Source organism: Kribbella ginsengisoli (assembly GCF_039537185.1).
In the GTDB taxonomy this organism is placed as follows: Bacteria; Actinomycetota; Actinomycetes; order Propionibacteriales; family Kribbellaceae; genus Kribbella; species Kribbella koreensis.
The window spans coordinates 155761-174654 of sequence record NZ_BAABAA010000001.1; the positions used below are offsets into that span (position 1 = coordinate 155761).

General features: G+C 64.7%; 13 protein-coding genes. 7 read left to right on the forward strand and 6 right to left on the reverse strand.

Features of this window, described 5'->3' with window-relative positions; translation table 11 throughout:
- Positions 1-150: 150 nt before the first annotated feature.
- The gene (locus ABD768_RS00645; RefSeq protein ID WP_344836181.1) at positions 151-3612 is read left to right on the forward strand and encodes an error-prone DNA polymerase; all 3462 of its coding nucleotides are present in this window, start codon (positions 151-153) and stop codon (positions 3610-3612) included.
- A 77-nt stretch (positions 3613-3689) separates the two neighbouring features.
- On the opposite strand, the gene ABD768_RS00650 is transcribed toward ABD768_RS00645, so the two are convergent.
- Positions 3690-6539 carry a tetratricopeptide repeat protein gene (locus tag ABD768_RS00650; protein ID WP_343972714.1) on the reverse strand — a complete coding sequence of 950 codons (2850 nt, stop codon included), beginning with the start codon at positions 6537-6539 and terminating at the stop codon, positions 3690-3692.
- 91 nt (positions 6540-6630) lie between these two features.
- Between ABD768_RS00650 and ABD768_RS00655 the strand changes: the two genes are divergently transcribed.
- From ABD768_RS00655 to ABD768_RS00665, 3 genes are all read left to right on the forward strand, one after another.
- The gene (locus ABD768_RS00655; protein WP_343972711.1) at positions 6631-6852 is read left to right on the forward strand and encodes a hypothetical protein; all 222 of its coding nucleotides are present in this window, start codon (positions 6631-6633) and stop codon (positions 6850-6852) included.
- Between the two features lie 116 nt (positions 6853-6968).
- On the forward strand, positions 6969-7205 hold the full coding sequence (locus ABD768_RS00660) for a hypothetical protein (protein WP_344836186.1): 237 nt from the start codon (positions 6969-6971) through the stop codon (positions 7203-7205).
- Between the two features lie 35 nt (positions 7206-7240).
- Entirely contained in the window at positions 7241-7390 is a 150-nt protein-coding gene (locus ABD768_RS00665) for a hypothetical protein (protein WP_343972705.1), read from the forward strand.
- Between the two features lie 56 nt (positions 7391-7446).
- On the opposite strand, the gene ABD768_RS00670 is transcribed toward ABD768_RS00665, so the two are convergent.
- Positions 7447-8079, reverse strand: coding sequence for a hypothetical protein (locus ABD768_RS00670; protein ID WP_344836189.1), 633 nt, complete (start codon positions 8077-8079; stop codon positions 7447-7449).
- Positions 8080-8318: 239 nt separating this feature from the next.
- A complete protein-coding gene (locus tag ABD768_RS00675; RefSeq protein ID WP_343972699.1) occupies positions 8319-8660 on the reverse strand; it encodes a hypothetical protein in 342 nt (113 codons plus the stop codon).
- Between the two features lie 1401 nt (positions 8661-10061).
- Here ABD768_RS00675 and ABD768_RS00680 point away from each other — a divergent pair.
- From ABD768_RS00680 to ABD768_RS00690, 3 genes are all read left to right on the forward strand, one after another.
- Complete coding sequence (locus tag ABD768_RS00680) at positions 10062-10865, forward strand: alpha/beta fold hydrolase (protein WP_344836192.1); 804 nt, start codon at positions 10062-10064, stop codon at positions 10863-10865.
- 746 nt (positions 10866-11611) lie between these two features.
- On the forward strand, positions 11612-14047 hold the full coding sequence (locus ABD768_RS00685; RefSeq protein ID WP_344836195.1) for an AAA family ATPase: 2436 nt from the start codon (positions 11612-11614) through the stop codon (positions 14045-14047).
- A 389-nt stretch (positions 14048-14436) separates the two neighbouring features.
- Complete coding sequence (locus tag ABD768_RS00690; protein WP_344836198.1) at positions 14437-15369, forward strand: zinc-ribbon domain-containing protein; 933 nt, start codon at positions 14437-14439, stop codon at positions 15367-15369.
- A 218-nt stretch (positions 15370-15587) separates the two neighbouring features.
- On the opposite strand, the gene ABD768_RS00695 is transcribed toward ABD768_RS00690, so the two are convergent.
- The 3 genes from ABD768_RS00695 to istA form a co-directional block, all read right to left on the reverse strand.
- A complete protein-coding gene (locus tag ABD768_RS00695) occupies positions 15588-16184 on the reverse strand; it encodes a hypothetical protein (RefSeq protein WP_343972686.1) in 597 nt (198 codons plus the stop codon).
- A 445-nt stretch (positions 16185-16629) separates the two neighbouring features.
- The gene (istB, locus tag ABD768_RS00700; protein WP_344836201.1) at positions 16630-17448 is read right to left on the reverse strand and encodes an IS21-like element helper ATPase IstB; all 819 of its coding nucleotides are present in this window, start codon (positions 17446-17448) and stop codon (positions 16630-16632) included.
- Entirely contained in the window at positions 17448-18662 is a 1215-nt protein-coding gene (istA, locus tag ABD768_RS00705) for an IS21 family transposase (protein ID WP_344836204.1), read from the reverse strand. The genes istB and istA overlap by 1 nt, the downstream gene beginning before the upstream one ends.
- Between the last annotated feature and the right edge of the window lie 232 nt (positions 18663-18894).

Here is an 18894-nt window from a genome sequence, read left to right on the forward strand (position 1 = left end):
GTTGACCGCGCCGTCCCACACGCCGTAGGTGCCGTCGCCGGCGTCTGAGGGGCGCACCGTGAACCGTCCAAGCATGGGACCCACGATAGCCGATTTTCGAACATATGTTCTAGTCTCGGATATCAACGGGAGGAACAGGGAAAACCATAGATGGGCTACAACAATCCGCCGGTGAAGTGGTCGGAGCTGGAGCGGCGGCTGTCGAACCGGTCGCGGCCGGGCAGCGATGGCGGCCGTCCCGCCGCAGGTGACGGTGGTGATTCGCCGGCGTGGAGTCAGCATCGCGGCCCGTACGTTCCTGCCGCTGACGGTGAGTCGCCGATCGATCGTGCGGCCCGGCTCCGCGCGGACGCGGTCCCGTACGCGGAGCTACATGCGCACTCGACGTTCTCGTTCCTCGATGGTGCGTCTCAGCCGGAGCGGCTGGTGGAGACCGCGGCCGATCTCGGCCTGCACGGGTTGGCGCTGACCGATCACGATGGCTTCTACGGCGCGGCGAGGTTCGCTGAGGCGGCTACCGCGCATGGCGTGCCGACAGTCTTCGGTGCAGAGCTGTCGCTGGGGTTGTCGGGTCCGCAGAACGGTGTCGCGGACCCCGAAGGCGATCATCTGCTGGTGCTGGCCGAGGGCCAGGAGGGCTACCACCGGTTGGCCGGCGCGATCACCGAAGCCCAGCTCGCGGGTGGCGAGAAAGGCCGACCCGTCTATGACTTGGAGGAGCTCTCAGCTCGCGGCCGGGATCACTGGGTCGTTCTCACCGGTTGCCGCAAGGGCGCCATCAGACGGGCGCTCGAGGCCGGGGGAGCAGCAGACGGCCCGGCCGCCGCCGACCGCGAGCTCGACCGTCTGGTCGCGCTGTTCGGCGCCGACCGGGTCGTGGTCGAGCTGATCGATCACCAGCTGCCGACTGATTCGACCCGCAACCGGATCCTGGCCGACCTGGCTGCGGCGCGTGGACTGGCGGTGGTGGCAACGAACAACGTGCACTACGCGAACCCGCGCGATCACCAGCTTGCCGCCGCCCTCGCCGCAGTACGGGCCCGGCGTGACCTGGACGCGATGGACGGCTGGCTGCCGCCGGCCGGGATGGCGTTCCTGCGCTCCGGTGCCGAGATGCGCCAACAGTTCCACCGCTTCCCCGGCGCGGTCGAGTACTCGGTCCGGCTGGCCGAGCAACTCGGGTTCGATCTACGCCGGGCCAAACCCAAGCTGCCGCTGCGAGATGTGCCCGAGGGGCAGACCCCGATGAGTTGGCTGCGGCACCTCACCTACACCGGCGCGAAGACCCGCTACGGTACCCGGAGCCAACGCCCGGACGCCTACCAGCGCCTCGACCGGGAGCTGGCGGTGATCGAGGAGCGTGGCTTCCCGGGCTATTTCCTGATCGTGTTCGACATCTGCCGGTTCGCCCGCAACAAACAGATCCTCTACCAGGGCAGAGGATCTGCCGCGAACTCCGCGGTCTGTTACGCACTGGAGATCACCGCGGTGGACAGCATCTTGTACGACTTGCCGTTCGAGCGGTTCCTGGCCGCGACCCGCACCGAGGAACCCGACATCGATGTCGACTTCGACTCCGACCGGCGCGAAGAAGTGATCCAGTTCGTCTACGGCAAGTACGGGCGCCGCAACGCCGCCCAGGTAGCCAACGTCATCTCCTACCGGCCGAAGTCCGCCATCCGTGACGCCGCCAAAGCCCTCGGATACTCCGTCGGCCAGCAAGACGCCTGGTCCAAGAACGTCGACGGCTGGTCCGCAGATATCGCAGCCGGCGGCGGGGGAGACGGCGACATCCCGCAACGGGTCACCGCGCTGGCGACCCAGTTGCTGAAGTTCCCACGGCACCTGGGGATCCACTCGGGTGGGATGGTGCTGACCGAGCGGCCGGTGGGGGAGGTGGTACCGATCGAGCACGCCCGCAAAGAGAAGCGGACGGTGCTGCAGTGGGACAAGGACGACTGCGCCTGGATGGGCCTGGTCAAGTTCGACCTCCTCGGCCTCGGCATGCTCGCCGCCCTCCAGTACTGCATCGACCTCGTCCGCGACCACACCAGCGAGGCCTGGTCGCTGCACACCATCCCCAAGGAAGAAGCCGGCGTCTACGACCAGCTCTGCCGCGGTGACTCGGTCGGGGTGTTCCAGGTCGAGTCCCGCGCCCAGATGGCCACCCTCCCCAGGTTGCTGCCGCGCCGGTTCTACGACCTGGTCACCGAGATCGCGCTGATCCGGCCCGGTCCGATCCAAGGCGGCGCCGTCCATCCCTACATCCGGCGACGCACCGGCGAGGAACCCATCACCTACCTGCATCCCAAGCTCGAACCGGTCCTCGAGCGGACTCTCGGTGTGCCGCTGTTCCAGGAGCAGTTGATGCAGATGGCGATGGCCGTCGGCGGTATCGACGGTGACGAGGCCGATCTGCTGCGCCGCGCGATGGGCTCCAAACGCGGCATCGAGAAAATCTCGTCCCTGAAAACCAAGCTGTTCGACGGCATGGCGGCCAACGGGATCACCGGCGAGTTGGCGGAGGAGATCTACGACAAGATCGAGGCGTTCGCGAACTTCGGGTTCGCCGAATCGCACTCGATCAGCTTCGGCCTACTGGTCTACACCTCCACCTGGTTCCGTCTCCACTACCCAGCCGCCTTCCTCGCCGCGCTCCTGCGGGCGCAGCCGATGGGCTTCTACTCGCCCCAATCGCTGGTCGCCGACGCCCGCCACCACGGTGTTGAGACCCGCCGCCCCGATCTCGACCACTCCGGCATCAACGCCACCCTCGAACCCCTGGTCGACGGCCAGCAACTCACCGGCCCGACCGGCGACCCAGCTTGCCTCGTTGACCCGCAACCTGTCGTCGGACCGTTCGACCTCAACGCGCCATTCACCACGGCCACGCATCGCCGCGATGGCGCCTACGCGGTCCGGCTTGGCCTGACCGATGTCCGTTCGATAGGCGAGAAGGACGCCGAGAGGATCGTCGCCGAACGCGACACCAACGGTCCCTACGCGTCGATGGCCGACCTGGTCCGGCGCACCGGCATCACCGCCAAACAAGTCGACGCGCTCGCCACCGCCGGAGCGTTCGACAGCTTCGGCCTCGACCGCCGCCAAGCCATCTGGCAAGCCGGTGCCGCCGCCGAAGAACGCCCCGACCGGCTCCCCGGCATCACCGCCGCCGGGCCACCACCGATGCTGCCCGGCATGACCGAGATCGAGACCGACATGGCCGACCTCTGGTCCACCAGCATCACCCCCACCAGCCACCCCATCCAACGCATCCGCGGCTGGCTCAAAGAACAAGGCATCCTGTCCGCCGCCGACCTCCGCCAAGCCGACGACGGCTCACGCGTCCGCGTCGCCGGAGTCATCACTCACCGCCAACGCCCGGCCACCGCCTCCGGCGTCACCTTCATCAACCTCGAAGACGAGACCGGCATGTCCAACATCGTCATCTCCATCGGCGCCTGGAACCACAACCCCAAAGTCGCCCGCGGAGCCGCCGCAGTCATCGTCACCGGCCGCATCCAACGCACCGGCCAAGTCGTCAACCTCAACGCCGAAAAGCTCCAGTCGCTTCCATTGGCCGCCAAAACCAAATCCCGAGACTTCCGCTAGGTGAAAGCGCGATCGCCGTTCCGATCGGAATCATTCGAAGCCTTGGTGGGGTCGAACACGCCGCCGGAATCAATCCGCTAGCGATCCCGCAGGGATTGTTGCCTCCAATAGGCAAGATTTTCACGGGTCAGCAGGGTGTCGGGGTGGTCTGGACCTAGGATTCGGAGACGGTCAGCGAGCAGTTTCTCGTACCCGGCCTTAGCCCCAGCTAGGTCTCCGGCCTGCCCGCTCCATCCAGCATGATTTCCTCGTGTGGCGAGAGTCTCGGGGTGGTCTGGTCCTAGAACGCGGAGCTCGTCGGCGAGTAGTTCGTCGAATCTCGCTGCGGCTCCGGCCGGGTCGCCAGCTTGGCCCTGCCAGGAGGCACGGTTGCTGCGGCTGTTGAAAGTGCCGGGGTGGTCAGGCCCCAAGATTCGTATCTGATCGGCGAGGAGGTCATCGAACTCGACTATGGCTCCGGCCGGGTCGCCAGCCTCACCACGCCAAGCGGCGAGATTACTCCGGCTCTGGAGGGTATCGGGGTGCTCGGGTCCGAGGAGCCGGAGGCGGTCCTTGAGCACAGCCTCGCTGAGGACGGCCGCCTTGGCTGGGTCCCCGGCGCGCCCGAGCCAGTGGGCAATGTTGTTGCGGATACTGAGGGTGTCGGGATGATCAGGTCCGACGATCCGTAACTGGTCGGCGAGCAGGGCCTTGAATGCTTCAGCAGCTCCGTTAAGGTCCCCGGCTTCGCCGCGCGAGGATGCGAGTCTGCCGCGGGTATCAAGCGTGTAGGGGTTCTCGGCTCCCAGGACGCGTTCCAGGTCCGTAAGTAGGGCAGCGAACTCGACTAGAGCTCCGGCTGGGTCCCCGGCCAGGCGACGCCAGTCGGCGAGGTTGCTGCGGGTTCGGAGCGTCTCGGGGTGATCAGATCCCGAGACCCGGAGGCGGTCATCAAGTAAGGATTCGAGCTCGGCCGCGGCCCCTGCTGGATCACCGGCCATCCCCCGTGAAACTGCGAGGTTGTTCCGGGTGACAAGCGTATCTGGGTGATCAGGCCCCAAAACTTGAAGGTGATCGTTCTTCAAGGCCGCGAACCCGGCTGCTGCGCCAGCTGGGTTGCCGGCCTCAGCACGCCAGTGCGCGAGGCTGCTACGGGACTTGAGGGTATCCGGGTGGTCAGGGCCGAGTACACGCAGGCGATCTTTGAACAAGGCCTCGGAAGCGATTGCCGCGCCCGCGGCATCGCCGGCGACGCCGCGCCAATACGCGAGATTGCCGCGAATACCGAGTGTCTCCAGGTGGTCAGGCCCCAATCGTTCTAGCGCTCTGACGTGAAGGGCGCGGTAGGCCTCGATCGCGTCAGCGAGAAGTCCAGCTCGCCCGAGGCTGCGGGCAGCCCTGAACAGAACTGGATGCGCGCCACTGCCATGTCCCCACAAAACCCGTTCATGAAGTGTGCTTGCGAGTGTGGTGGTGTTGGCGCGAAGGAGCTGCGCTTGGTATCGATCGCGTTCGACGTCTGGCCAAACAGCGATAAGCATCTCGGCCGCGATGATCGTGGCCGAGTCGGCAAGTGTGGGGATGCCGAGAAGCAGATCGTGAGCCGCATGCTGCACAAGCGCATGAATGCGGATGGCGTGGGCATCGCGAGTGGCAATGCTGAATCTGTCAAGGTTGGCCAGGGCGCTGGTCACAACTAGGGCGGTGACGTCGTCGATCTCAAGGTCTGTTCGACCAGCAATGTATGCATGTGCAGGGAGGGTGTGGAAGGCGTCAAGTGGGATCCCATTCGGATCAAGTAGACAGCCCAGCTCCAGCAAGGCCCCTGCGACTCCAGCCGGTTTGGCCTGGTTCGCGCGGTCGATGGCCAGGGACATGGTTGCCGCGACTGTGAGCAGTGCCTCGCGCCCGAACAGTTCCGCTTCGTCGGGAAACAGGTCTTGGAGGCTGTGTTTTCTCTTGTCGAACAGGTCGCGGTAGCTGGCGCAGCGTAGGTGTCTGTCGTTCATGAAGGCGACGGCGTGAGCTAGCGCCAGGGGCAGCCGTTGCAGGGCTGTAGCGACACTTGCGGGATCGTCGGACAGGCTGGGATTCAGGGCCTCATTCAGGTAGGTGTTCGCTTGATCATCGGTGAACGCCTCAAGGAGAACCTTGTCGCGGCCTTCGAAGAGGGTGCTGTCGGTGCGGGAGGTGGTGCCGATCACCTGTCCTGTCCCCGGACGCGGGACTGGCCACAGGCCCGCGACGGCTTTCGCGTCCGTGACGTTGTCGAGAACGACCAGCCAGCGGGCGTCGGTGATGTCCAGCCAGTCCAGGAACTTGTGCGCGGTCTCGTCGGGATCTGCAGGGTCACCGATCCCAACCTGAGCCGCTGCGGCCGCGTACGCTGTGACGATGTCGACGCGCTTGCCGGCCGGTGCCCATACCGTGAGGTCCACCATGCACTTGCTGCTGTCGGCCGCGTCATGAGGCATTAGCTCGGCGGCGTAGGCGGCGGCCAGATGTGTCTTTCCTGTGCCGGGGAACCCTGACACGATCGCGGCCCGTCCTGTTACTCCCGCGGCGGCCAGTGCCGCGCGCTCGACCTGGCGAGGCTGGAACGAGTCGGGACGAGTCAACTTGCTCCCAATCCACACCGGCCACCGCCGGTCAGGTTCAGCGATTTCCCCACGAGCGATCCTCCAGCGGCGTTTGCACTCGTTGACGCCCTCTTCACCTCCGAGGAACCGCGCGAGGTGCTCGACTTTCTCCCACGGCGGTAGGCGCTTGCCGGTCAGCCACTCGGAGAGGGACGCCTTGCTGATGTGGATTCCGAACTTTCCCACGCTCAGCTTGGAGATCTCGCTCAGCGAAGGCTCGCCAGCCTCCAGATGCAGGCTCCGGAGCCATCCCGCGAACCTGGCTATCCGTTCGTCGCCCTCGGGCGGGTGTTCGGCATCGTTCGGCATCGTTCGGTTCCCCCACAGATGGTGCGCGCTAGTGGCTCAATAGTCGCAGGCAAACCTGCTCCACCGTCTGTTGGGAGACACCAAAGTGACCATGTCCGACCAGATCGACAACTCGACCCCGGACTCGAACGAGCCCGATCCCCCCTTCTCCCTCCGCACTACCGTGCTGATGCTCCTGGCCCTAGTGCTCGGTGTCTCGATCGGCGTCCTGACCTACCTGGCACACCAGCCGGTTGCGGCTGCGATCGTGGCCGGGATGGTGGCTGCGGGCGCCGCCTTCGCTGCCGCGCATCGACTGGTAGGCAAGGGCTGAGCGCAGCACTGGCACCGGGATGGTGGTGGGTTCAAGCCCCTGAACCCACCAGAGCCGGTAGCCCCAATCGACCACATAGGCCTCTTGTTGCCGATCGATCGAGCCTCCGCGGGTCCTTGAGCCGCGGATCAAGGTTCCTCGGCTTCGGTTTCCGCGGGACGTTGCGCGCCGGCGGTGGCGACGTGGCCCAGTTCGGGCGCCCGGGCGGCGCACGCGCGAGGTACTTCACGATCGTTCGCCTCGACATGTTCATGACCTTCATCCCGGCGGCGAGCAGTGGGCAGGGATTGGAAGTCCTGAGCTACTCGGAGGTACCGGTGTCGGTCGAACTGAAGAGCTCGATGGCGAACTGATACAGCCAATCACATTCAGCGAAGAAGGAAATCAGATGTCACCGAAGAAGGAAGCCTCGGCACCCGGCCAGTCCGCTGAGCCCGAGTATCTGACCGACCAGTCAGGTACGAAGATCGAGGACGAGGTCCTGAACGAGATCACCGGCGAGGACGGCGCGAACCCGACGTACCCGCCGTTCCTGTAGCAGTTGGACCAGCAGCGCCCTGCGAGGTACGAGCAACTGGCGGGGCGCTGCCGCCATCAGACATCCGCAGGCGATCCCAGGAAGCCCTCACCACCAACGCGTGCGGCACGAGATGCAGCCGGGCCAGTCCTGTCCAGGCGCGCTTGATGGTGAGATCGCTGTTTGCTTGCGGCGCCTCTGAATCCGAGGAGGTCGGATAGAACGACTGCGGGAGCGATGAGGTAGATCCAGGGGGAGACGAAGACAACGGCCCCGCTACCGATATCTCGCTCGAGGGCTGTCGCGAACAGCGGCCCGGCTGTCATCGCGACGACCAGCGCGATGTTCGGAGCGCCAGTCTCGACAAGAAGGATGACACCGAGGCTCATCCCCATCGGACCGTGCGTGCTGGTCCACGAGGTGGATCCGAACCGGACACCCGAGATGGACACGGACAGGACAAAGAGAGCGAACGCTTCGATCACGCTTCCTCTGGTGTGAACCCAGTCCACTACGGGTGTCAACGACAACTCGGCACCGGACCAGTCGACGGCAGACTGCAACACCTCGGCAGGGGTCTGCTGACGGTAGATCGACAGCACCACAAGCCAGGCCAGACCTGACTTGATCAAGACGCTCGCGGACCGCGTCGCCACCTTGACGATGCCGCCTGAGATGGCCGCCGCCATGGACGTCATCGGCTCAATCACAACGAGAACCTCTGAGCCTGAGGCTGAAAGATGCACATCTGCCGACCATAGAGCGCGCTACCGACATTGTTGATGCGAAGTTCGTCGTCCTGGTCTGCCCGCGAGGAAGTCGGCGGTTCCCCGTCCTCGCGGATGCCTGGTGACTGCCATGCCCGTGGAGGTCACCAGGCTCACGCCACACTCGATGCTGGCGGCCGCTTAGCAGTTCGCTCGTTAAGACTCGCTCAAATGGCGCCTCGTCAGTCCTTTGTCTGCGCCCAGGCGTTCATCACCGACTCAGACCACCAGTCGCACCAGGCCACGGAAGGCTTGGCCTCGGTGATCTTGATCCAAGGACCGTACACGTCCTTGCTCCACAGGCCGGTGTAGATGTTCTTGCACTGGATCGCGACCCGGTACGACCCTGTGCCGTTCCAGCACATCGTCGAACGGCTCACGCCGCTGCCGCTCACCGGACAGTTCCACGGGCTGGCCTGCGCAGGACCCGCGGATGCAACGGCCAAGCTGGCAATCAGGACGGCCGCGCCTGCTGTGGCGACAGCGGCTCGCCGCTGGTTGGATCGTTTGTTCGAGATTCCCATGGAGACCTCCCTCAACGTCCCCGGCCGGTGCCAGGGCCCCTTGGCTGAATGGCTCAGCAGTTCAGTTGTAGGGCCGTTCGACGTTGTCCGATCCGGCGACGGTCATCAATACTTGACTACCTGCTGCGACGGTCAAGATGCATACCGGCAAGGTGGAGGGGGAGTCTTGTCACGGCCAGAACGCCCGCTGGACCCGGCTGGCGGTCCGATCGCGGAGTTCGCGAGCAGGCTTCGCGAACTGCGGAAGTCTGCGGGCTCTCCGACTTATTTGTCGATGCAGCGCCGTACTGGCCGGTCGCGCACGGCCTTGTCGGAGGCTGCGGGTGGAGACCATCTGCCAAGTTGGGAGACCGTCGAGGCTTACGTCATGGCGTGCGACGGTGATGTTCGTTCATGGCTGGACGACTGGCAAGACACCCGGGATCTGGTGCGTGGTGGTGAAGCGCCGCAGCCGCTCCGAGGACCGGCCAAGGAGAAGTCGAACGAGGTGGTCGTCGGTTGGCCCGCGGCCGAGTTGCGTTGGCTGACTCGACGTCGAGCGACCGTACTTGGGCTGGTCGTCGGTGTCATCGCGGCTGGCGCGTTCGGTGGGGTAACACTGACCCGTAGGTTCGCCGGCGACCCTCACTGCGAGAGCGGCCCGTGTGTCTTCATGCATGGAGAGTCGGATGTGACGGTTTGGTCTGACAGCACGACCAACTCTCACGTCGTGGGCCGGATTCCGAATCGCGCATCTGTCCAGATGTTGTGCTGGTCAGATCACCAGATGCTGCGGCCCCCGAGAGCCAACTACGCCTCAGATCGCTGGTTCAAGATCGAAGCCGGAACGCTCACCGGATTTGTCCACTCTGCAAGCGTCTACAGCCAATCCCAGGTACCCCACTGTTAACACGCCGCCGGCCGTCACTGCTCCAGTTGGGCACCGGCGTGGGGGAGTAGCGCCCGAGCCCGGACCATCCGGATCAGAGCCGGCGAAATCGGGGGCGCGCGCCCCCGGTGCCATGTCAGACGAGCCGAAGGTGCTGAAGCCGGGGTTGATGATCGATGTCAGTCGGCTCAACACGGTGACGGTTGACCCGTCGACGAAGCCGGCGGTGGCGTCAAGCTGGCTGAGTTGGCGACGCAGGCCTTCCCGAGGTCGGGGAACTCGACTCGAGAAGCTGATGGCCTGGTGGGACGCGGGCCTAACGCATGGCACCTCGACCGATGATCCGGATCTACCAAATGCTGCAAACACTCGCCGACGCAACCCGCAGATCCGCGGAACAGGTGACCGCCCTTCTAACTGCAACGAGTTAATCCGAGCCTAGCGGTGGTCGCCGGGTCTTGCTGGGCTTCACATTCGACGTGATCTCGCCACCGAAGTAGCGCTGCGGCTTCTTGGGGCTTAAGGTCCCGCTCATGAAAGACCAGTACGTCGAGACGGTGCTCGGGCGGATCCACCTGCGGGTCGGGGGCGAGGGGCCGGCGATGGTCTGCTGGCCGAGTCTGCTGATGGACGGGACCTTGTGGAACGCGCAGGCGGCGTACTTCGCGGACCGATTCCGCGTCGTCCTCGTGGACCCGCCGGGGCACGGGGGCAGCAGCCCGTTGACGCGGGAGTTCAGCTTCACCGAGTGCGCCCAAGTCGTGGTGCAGATTCTCGATGCCCTCGGCATCGACCGCGCCCACCTGCTCGGTAACTCGTGGGGCGGGATGATCGGTGGGACCTTTGCCGCGCTGCATCCTGACCGGATCGATCGCGCCGTCCTGATGAACGCGACCGCTTCCCCGGCGGGCCTGCGGCACCGGCTCGAGTACCCGATGCTGGTCGTCACCGCGCGCCTGCTGGGCGGGCTACGCGGCCCGCTGGTCGGTCCCGTCCGCGACGCGTTCCTAGGCCCGACCAGCAAGCGCGACCGGCCCGAATGCGTTGCCTTCGTCAACGATCTGGCCTCCCAGGCCGACGTCGGGTCGGTGCGGCACGCGGTCACCAGTGTCGTCCCCAAGCGGCCGGACCAGCGAGAGTTGTTCGGGTCCATCAAGGCACCGGTGCTGGTCGTGGCCGGCCGCGAGGACGCGACGTTCCCGGTCGCGGAGTCGCGGGCGATGGCCGACGCGATTCCCGGCGCGCGGTTCGCCGTACTGGAGAACACGGCGCACCTCGCGGCGCTGGAGAACCCGGTCGAGGTGAACTCCTTGATCGAGGACTTCTTGGTTCAGTAGCCGGTCGAGGCGCTGACGTGGGCCCAGCGCTCGGCCTCGTCCGTGCGGGCATCAGCACGATTCTCGGCGAAATCCAGGACTCTCGGGAATCGAACCACGGTTCCTTTCAGGTAGGTCGACGCTCACGGTGGACAGTCAAGTGTCAGTCTCCGGCGCGAGCCGGCCTGTCGAGTGGGCGGTATGGAGGGAAGTAAAGAGAAGACAACGAGCTGTTGGTCAGCTTGACCTCCGTGAACTCCGCAGGAAGCCGGTCAAGCCCGAGCAGATCAGCCAGCGCCCCCCGCTGGGCGTCGGTCACGGCCCGACCCGTACTTTGCTCACCGGCTGCCCAGTGGACAGCCGCCGTGCACAGCGGCGCCAGCGCCGGCGGAAAGGCCCTGGAACTGTCCACGCAAGGACGATACAGACGTCATGTCGCCAACGCCGCCCTGGATGGAAGGCAGAATTAGGAATTGTCTTGTCAGTACTCGCTGTGACCAAAAGTGCGTTCAGGGCTTGGCAAGTGGGTCTCTGCGGAGCATAGTGGCTACTGACAGTAGAGGCGCCGCTGCAGCAGCAGCGGTTCTCTTGGGGGACAGAACTCGGGAGCACCGGCTTCCTCGGGTAGGAACGCATCTGGCGTCGAGGCCGATCATCACGTCGGCAGCTTCGACGCGCCCGCGACCTGCACAGACAGGTTGCCGCGGTGCGCCGCCATTTCGCCTAGTTCTGAAGCACGCACGGCTGAGCCGTGTGGTGGGGGAAGCATGACATCGATTGCATCGGTCAAGGTGCGCCTTGTTGCACCGGACCAAACCTTTCGCGGTATCGCTGACGATCTGTTCACTGACTGCTGCCTGGGCGCGAAGACCTTCGTCTACGGCCGCAACGGAACTGGCAAGACCACCTTCGCAGAGTTGCTCCGACAGGCGGCCCGCGGTGATGTAGCTCTGACGGCCGAGTACTTCGAGAACAACGGCTGGCGCAAGGGAGCCCTATCGGCTGCCGTCGGCGGGTGCGTCCGCGTCTTCAACAGGTACTACATCGAGGAGCACCTGGCATTCTTTCTCGACGGCAACGGATCCTCTGCCGGAATTCTCAAATTGGGCGCCGCGAACGTCGCTGCGGAGTCTTCTCGTCGTGAGCTCGAGCAGGAGGTTGAACGGCAGCGGGTAAGGCTCGTCGCGGTGATGGCCGCAGGCAAGGAGTCTGCCGGCCGCGTCGACAAGCTCAAGGGGGACGCCAAGCGTCGAGTTCTCGACGTTCTCGGTCCGGTCTTGCCAAACCGATACACGACTCAGATCTACACCATTGCCAAGGCACACAAGGCGCTGATCGACCCGCCAGCGGTGGTTCTCGCCGACGACCAGGTCGCCGCGGATGTCGAGTTCTTGTCGGCCGAAGAGTTCGAATCGCTGAAGGTCCCACCAGATCCGACCGGCGCGGCCAGCGTCTTGGCGGCCCGGGTGGCCGAGGTTGCTGCGCGGGAGCTGACCAGTCGGATAAGCGCAGCTCTGGAAGCCGACCGCGCGCTGGCGGACTGGGTACAGGTCGGCCTGGCGTTGCACCCGGCAGGCGGCGATCCATGCAGGTTCTGTAACGACGGTGTGCTCTCGGCAAAGACGCGTGATGCCTACGCTGAACATTTCGACCAGTCGCTGAGTGCTCTGCAGGCGGATCTGAAGCAGGCAGCGGAGGACCTTGCTCGAACGAGTCAAGCTCTCTCAGCCTGGCGCGAGAGCCTTCCATCGCCGGATGATGTCCTTCCTGACCAGCGGTCTGGCTACCAAGCCGCGCTGGATGAGCTCAAGGTACCTATCGACAACTGGAGCTCGTATCTTGACGCACTGGCGGTGCTGGTCGGCAAAAGGACAACCGACCCCTACCGCCCGGTTCTCGAACCGTTGCCGACGGCACCTGCTCCGATAGATCTCAACGAGCTGGCCGGATCAGTGGTCGGCCACAACACGGATGTCGGGAGTCAGACCGGTCTGCGAGCGCAGACAGAAGCCCGTCTGATCGCACACCTGGTCGAGCCTTTCCGAGCCGACTACGCCCGCGCCCTGCGTACCGAGCCGGCTGCCAAGAACGCTGGCGTTCGCCTCGAGAACCGCATCAAGCAATTGCAACTGGAGAGTGAGAAGTTGCGGAGCCAGCAACATGATGTGGGCAAGACGGCGGAGCTAATTAACGACGACCTCGCGGACGCTTTCGGGCACGTGCATCTGTCGCTGCGAGTGACTGCGGATGGGACCAGCTACGAAGTACTACGGAACAACGGTCCGGCGCTGCATCTGAGCGAGGGCGAGCGACACTGTCTGGCGCTCCTGTACTTCTTGCGGAGCCTCGAGGCGGACGGCGTGACTCCGGACAACGACCTTGTCGTGATCGACGACCCGGTCACCGGCCTCGACAAAGACGCGCTCTTCGCCGCGTACGCCCTGGTGGACGAGCGGACCAAGAGCTTCGGTCAGGTCGTCGTGCTGACCCACGACTACGAGCTGTTCCGGCTGTTCCTGATGCGGTACAAGAAACTACTGCGCGCTTCACGCGGTGCGATCGGCAAGAACGACCAGGAGGAGATCAAGTTCCCCCGGATCCAGTTTCTGGAGACGAGAGTCTGTGACGGCCCCGCCGGCGACCGTCGGGTGAATCTCCGAGCAATGCCGGAGAGGCTGCTCAATCAGCCGACGGACTATCACTACATCTTCTATCGCATCGCCGAGGCAGTGACCGATAGCAACACCTCTGACCTGATCCTGCTCGGCAACGCCGCCCGCCGGCTGCTCGAAGGGTTCGTGGCGTTCAGATCGCCGACGGGCGGTGACTTCCAGGGCAAGATCGAGAGCACCGCCAAACAGGCGAAAGTCCCCGAGGAACTCACTCAGCGCGTCGTTCGCTTCGCTCATGGCTCATCGCACCGAGAGGAACCGAACCCTTCGGTGTCCTTCTCGGCGAACGTCCCCGACGAACTAGGCCAGGTCCTGCGTTTCATCTGGACCTGCGACGAGGAGCATTTCAAGGGCATGTGTACGGCGGTCGGTGTCGACATCAGACCTCTCGTCGCGAACTGGAAGCGCAAAGGACATCTGGAGTCCCAGGCCGCCCCGCCTGCAGCATCTCCTGAGCGGGAGGTCGCCGCCGGCCTGCCGACGACATCAGCGGGCGGAGAAGATGCCTCAGACAACACGTTGCCCTACTAGGCGATCTTCGGCTCCAGTGCCGGGGCCGGGTGACGTAGCGGACGGGGACTTCGGAGGGGTGGAGGGGGCGGTCGGCCATTGGGCGGATGGATTCTGGGGTGAATCGGCGGTTTTGGAATTCCTGGGCCACTGTGTGGGCGAGGGTGAGGTTGCCTTCATCACGCCCTCCGACGGTCTGCAACCAGTTCCCTGTGGCAGCACGATCCTGTCCCGTCTCTCCGGGACGGCCTGTCGAAGCGATGTGTCTCCCATCGCGCTGGAACCGCCGGTGTTACGTGTAACTGCACAGGCTCCTGTGCAGATCTAAGGCTCGATGAGCCTGATGGGATGATTGGGGCGTGAGCGCTACTGGACAGACCTGCTCCGAGGTTGGCTGCAGGAGGGCGGCTGTGTTCAAGACGAGGACGCGACCCAGTTGGTGCGACGAACACATCACCGCGGTGCTTCGCCTCGGCGGGATCGAGCCACTCGAGGCCTTCGTCAAGTTGACCAGTTGGCGGCTGACCAGGTGCCTGGTCTGTGACTGTGAGGCGCACTATCGGCTCGAGTACGTCCTGGACCGCAACAAACTCGGCGAACCGGTCTGCCGGGCGTGTTTCTGGAGGGGCTGGGCACAAACGACCAGAGCCTTACAAGGACTCCCGGTCTCGGCAGCCAGTGAAGAAGAGGCTCGCTCGCACGCCGAGGCGAGCGGGTTCGATTATCTCGGGTCACTGACCCAGCCTTCATTGCATGACGATCCACATCGGGTGCGGTGCCGGCTCTGTCAGCGGATTTCGGCGACTCGCTTATCCGATCTGAGCTTCGGCTGCTCATGCCAGTCCAATCCTCGCCGTGACCGTCAGACGGCCAACGTGTCAGGGCCGCGGCGTAAGGAGCTGCTCAAAGACTCTGGGCTGCCCGTGCTGCGCTGGTGGGATCAGGAGAGGAATGACTCCGCCTCGTGGGAGACCGTGGGGGTGTCTGGACGGCGGGAGGTGGGGTGGAAATGTCCGGTCTGCGACCTGCGCTTCAATCGTCGAGTTGATGAAATGGCGTCGTTGCCAAGCTGCCCTGCCTGCGAGCAAGAGCGCAGGGCTGCTTGGCAAGCTGAATACCGCCTCCGGCGTCACCTTCATCAACGTCGAAGAGACGAAACCGGCATGTCCAACATCGTCGTCTCCATCGGCGCCTGGACCGCCAACGCCAAGGTTGCCCGCGGCGCAGCCGCCGTCATCGTCACCGGCCGCATCCAACGCACCGGCCAAGTAGTCAACCTCAACGCCGAAAAACTCCAACCCCTCCCACTCGCCGCCAAAACAAAATCCCGAGATTTCCGGTAGCTGACGATCAGGCGTCGTGGCCTTCGTTGCGGCGGAGTGCGGCATGGCTGAGTCTGCCGTCGTGGTGAGTGGACTAGTGCCACTTAGGTCCGCGAAGTGCGGATGCGTCCAGTCCGAACCCGTGCTAGGTAAGTCAGGCCCCAACGACGTCGCCCGGTGAGTGGCAAGCCGTCGGTCCGTTCTCGATCGTCGGCTCTGATTATCTGGCGGCCTACCGATCAACAGGGTTCTAGATCATCCTGTCCTTCGCTTGCCATGATGAGTCCACGAGTGTCGACGATCACTTCGCTCTCACTGCGAGATCGGTATCGTGCTTTGACTCGCCACGGCTCAACGTCGGCAACGAATATTGCACTAGGCAACTCACGGCGGCTGGCGTCGTCGGCAAAGACTTGGGCGACATCACGTTCTTCGCTCCATGCCAGGCCGCAACGCCGATCGACAGGTGCTCCTCGGTAGACCGTCATCGTGCTAGTCGGCTGCGGTACTGGATCATCCCAGTCGCTCAGATATCCTGTCGCCCCAAATGCCTCCAGCCATTCACTGGCGGGGATGAGCGCTTCGGGGGAGTTGTCGAGAACCCAGGCCTCGTCCATCGCCCGCGATGTCACCTCGTCGCATAGACAGTTTGCTCGAACAAGTTGAAGTGTTGCCCACCGCTTCGAATCGATGTTTAGTCCGACTTGGTCGAAGAGTATGCCAAGTACCCAGCCGTCGCCCATGCCGTAGTCGCGGCGGCCTGCGTGGCGATCACTTATCTGCTTCACGAGATGAGCAGCCTGAAGTTGCTGCGCATCAGTCGGATCGAGGGTCATGTGCTCGATATTACGAAGCACAGCTCGCCTGCGACACTCCGAAGTGGCCCTACATGACGCTGTCAGTCTTCCGGTTAGTCAGGAGGTCGGTTCAATACCAACCTTTAGGTAGCTCCACCCCGCGCGAGTTCCGGTCTGGTAGTTGAGAATCCTGCCGACGACCCTCGGTCGTCGCGGCTCAGTTCGGTAGGATTATTTTGGACAAGCCCAAGGTATCCGGCTCCACCCTGCCGCCCACGGCCTGGATCGCTCGAACCTCGACCGCCCGCCCCCAGCGGCTCACGGTCAAGCATCTTTTCGCGATGGCGTCAGCGAGTCCCGGGTTCATCCAAGGTCTGTCAGGGTCTTTCGGCCAGCGGCCATGACGCGCTGCCGGGACGCGGTGTCGACGGCGCTTGAAAGCTGGTCGGTTTCGGCGGTTGAAAAGTGAGCGGTTGTTGGCAGTCTATGACTCGTTGTTGTCTGTGGTGGTGCGGATGCTGGGGAGGCTGTCGATGCCGCGTCCGCGGAGCCGATAGCTGGCGCCTTTGAGGGTGAGGACGTCGGCGTGGTGGACGATGCGGTCGATCATCGCGGCAGCGACGGCTTGGTCTCCGAAGACACCGCCCCAGCCGGAGAACGGCAGGTTCGAGGTGAGGACCAGCGAGGCGTGTTCGTAGCGCGATGAGACGAGCTGGAAGAACAGGTTCGCGGCGTCTTGCTCGAACGGGAGGTAGCCGACCTCGTCGACGATGATGAGGCCGTAGCGGCGCAGCCTGGCGAGCTCGTTGGGGAGCTTTCCGGCTCGGTGGGCATCGGTAAGGCGGGCGACCCAGTCGGTCGCGGTCGCGAACAGCACCCGGTGACCGTGCCTGGCGGCCGCGACACCCAGCGCGGTGGCCAGGTGGGTCTTGCCGGTGCCGGGCGGGCCAAGGAGGACGACGTTGCGGGCCTCGGTGAGGAACCCGCCTGATGCGAGTGCTGCGATTTGTTGACGTGCTGCTGGTTGGGCATCGAAGTCGAAGTCCTCGAGGGTTTTGACGGCACCGAACCCGGCGGCACGGATCCGTAGCCGGGCGCCAGATGAGTTGCGGGCGCTGACTTCGCGTTCGAGGACGGCAGCCAGGTAGTCCTCGTGGGTCCAGCCCGCGTCACGGGCTTGATCGGCCAGCCGGGCGGCGGCCTCGGTGATCCGGGGTGCTTTCAGCGCGGCGGCCAGATAGGTGATCTGCTTGACCGCCTCCGTGGTCGCGGCGGGTTTCGTGCTGGAGTTGGTGGCTGCCATCAGCTGATTCCTTCCTCGGCGGTGAGTCCGAAGGCGCGGTCGTAGTCGGCGAGATCGCGGGCCAGATCATCACCGGCGACGACGGCACGGGGTTGCTGGAACTGTTTGCGCAGCCAGGCGGCCGTCTGAACGTGGGCGGGGTCGGTGACGGTGGTTCCTCTGGCCCAGACCCGGCAGTGCTCGGCCACAACGCGGCCGTCGGCGCGGACCCGCACCCGGTCCAAGTCTGCAGCGACGTCGACCATCCGGCCGATCACGGCCGGATCGACGGAGTAGTCGTTGGTGTCGAGCCGGACGTAATAGTCGCGGCCCAGCCGGATCTTGTTGCGCCAGCCCAGGTGCAACGGGATCGGCGGCAACGCCAGCATCGCCGCCCGATCCGTGTCGACCAGATCGGCCGGTGCGGCCTTGATCGTGCGGACCACCCGTGCGTTCGCCTTCGTCAGCCAGTCGGTGAACTGGGCGTTGAAATCTGCCGGTGAACTGAACGTCCGGCCGGGAATGAACGAGGTTTCGAACCAGCCGTTGCGACGCTCCACAATGCCCTTGGATTCAGGGTCTCTGGGCGGCAGCAGCACGAGTTTGGTGGCCAACGTGCCCATGAACGACCCAACCCCTTCGGCGCGACGCTGCCCGCGGCCGATGCCAGGCTCGTTGTCCCAGATCAGCCGGCGCGGGACCCGCCCCAGTTGCTGGATCAGTTCCCACGACCCCAACAGCAGGTCCTCGGTCTTGCGGGTCGGGATCATCCGCGCCGTCACGAACCTCGAATACGCGGCCGTGATCACCAGCACCGGCAACAACTTCGCGCTGCCGTCTTCCAACGGGATCTTCCGCGGCGGGAACCACAAATCACACTGCGCGGCATCACCAGCCGCCCACACGATCCGGTCGACCGGATCGATCGGCCGCTGCTCGGGCCGCAACCGCGCCACGTTCTCGCGGAACCACCGGATCGATCCGGTCCACCCGACCCGCTCGGCCAGCACCGTGGCCGGCATGTCAGGTGTCTGCACCAGCAGCTCCCGCACCCGCACCTCGAACACCGTGAACGACGTCGGTGCCGGCCTGCGCTCATACCGCGGCGGGGCATCCGAGTTGACCGCCTTGATCACCGTCGTCCGCGAGATCCCCAACCGCTGCGCGATCTGCGCCTCCGGCACCCCCTCAGCAGCCAACCTCCTGATCAGCGCCCAGTCCTCCAAAGTGATCACTCTCCCATCGTCGAGTGCTCACTTTTCACCGCCGAAAGTGTTCAGTTTTCGAGCGCCGCCGACACGCGGAACTGTTTGTAAGTAGAGTGTGTTGGCGACGCTGCGGCCGCTGACTTATGGCTTCTGTCGGATGCGAGATTTCCTTGCCTGGTTCGCAGGTTCCCGAGGCCCCCGAACGCGTCACCCCGGCAGCCGCGACCTCGGTAGCGGTTACGGCTGAGGCCGCCTGGCG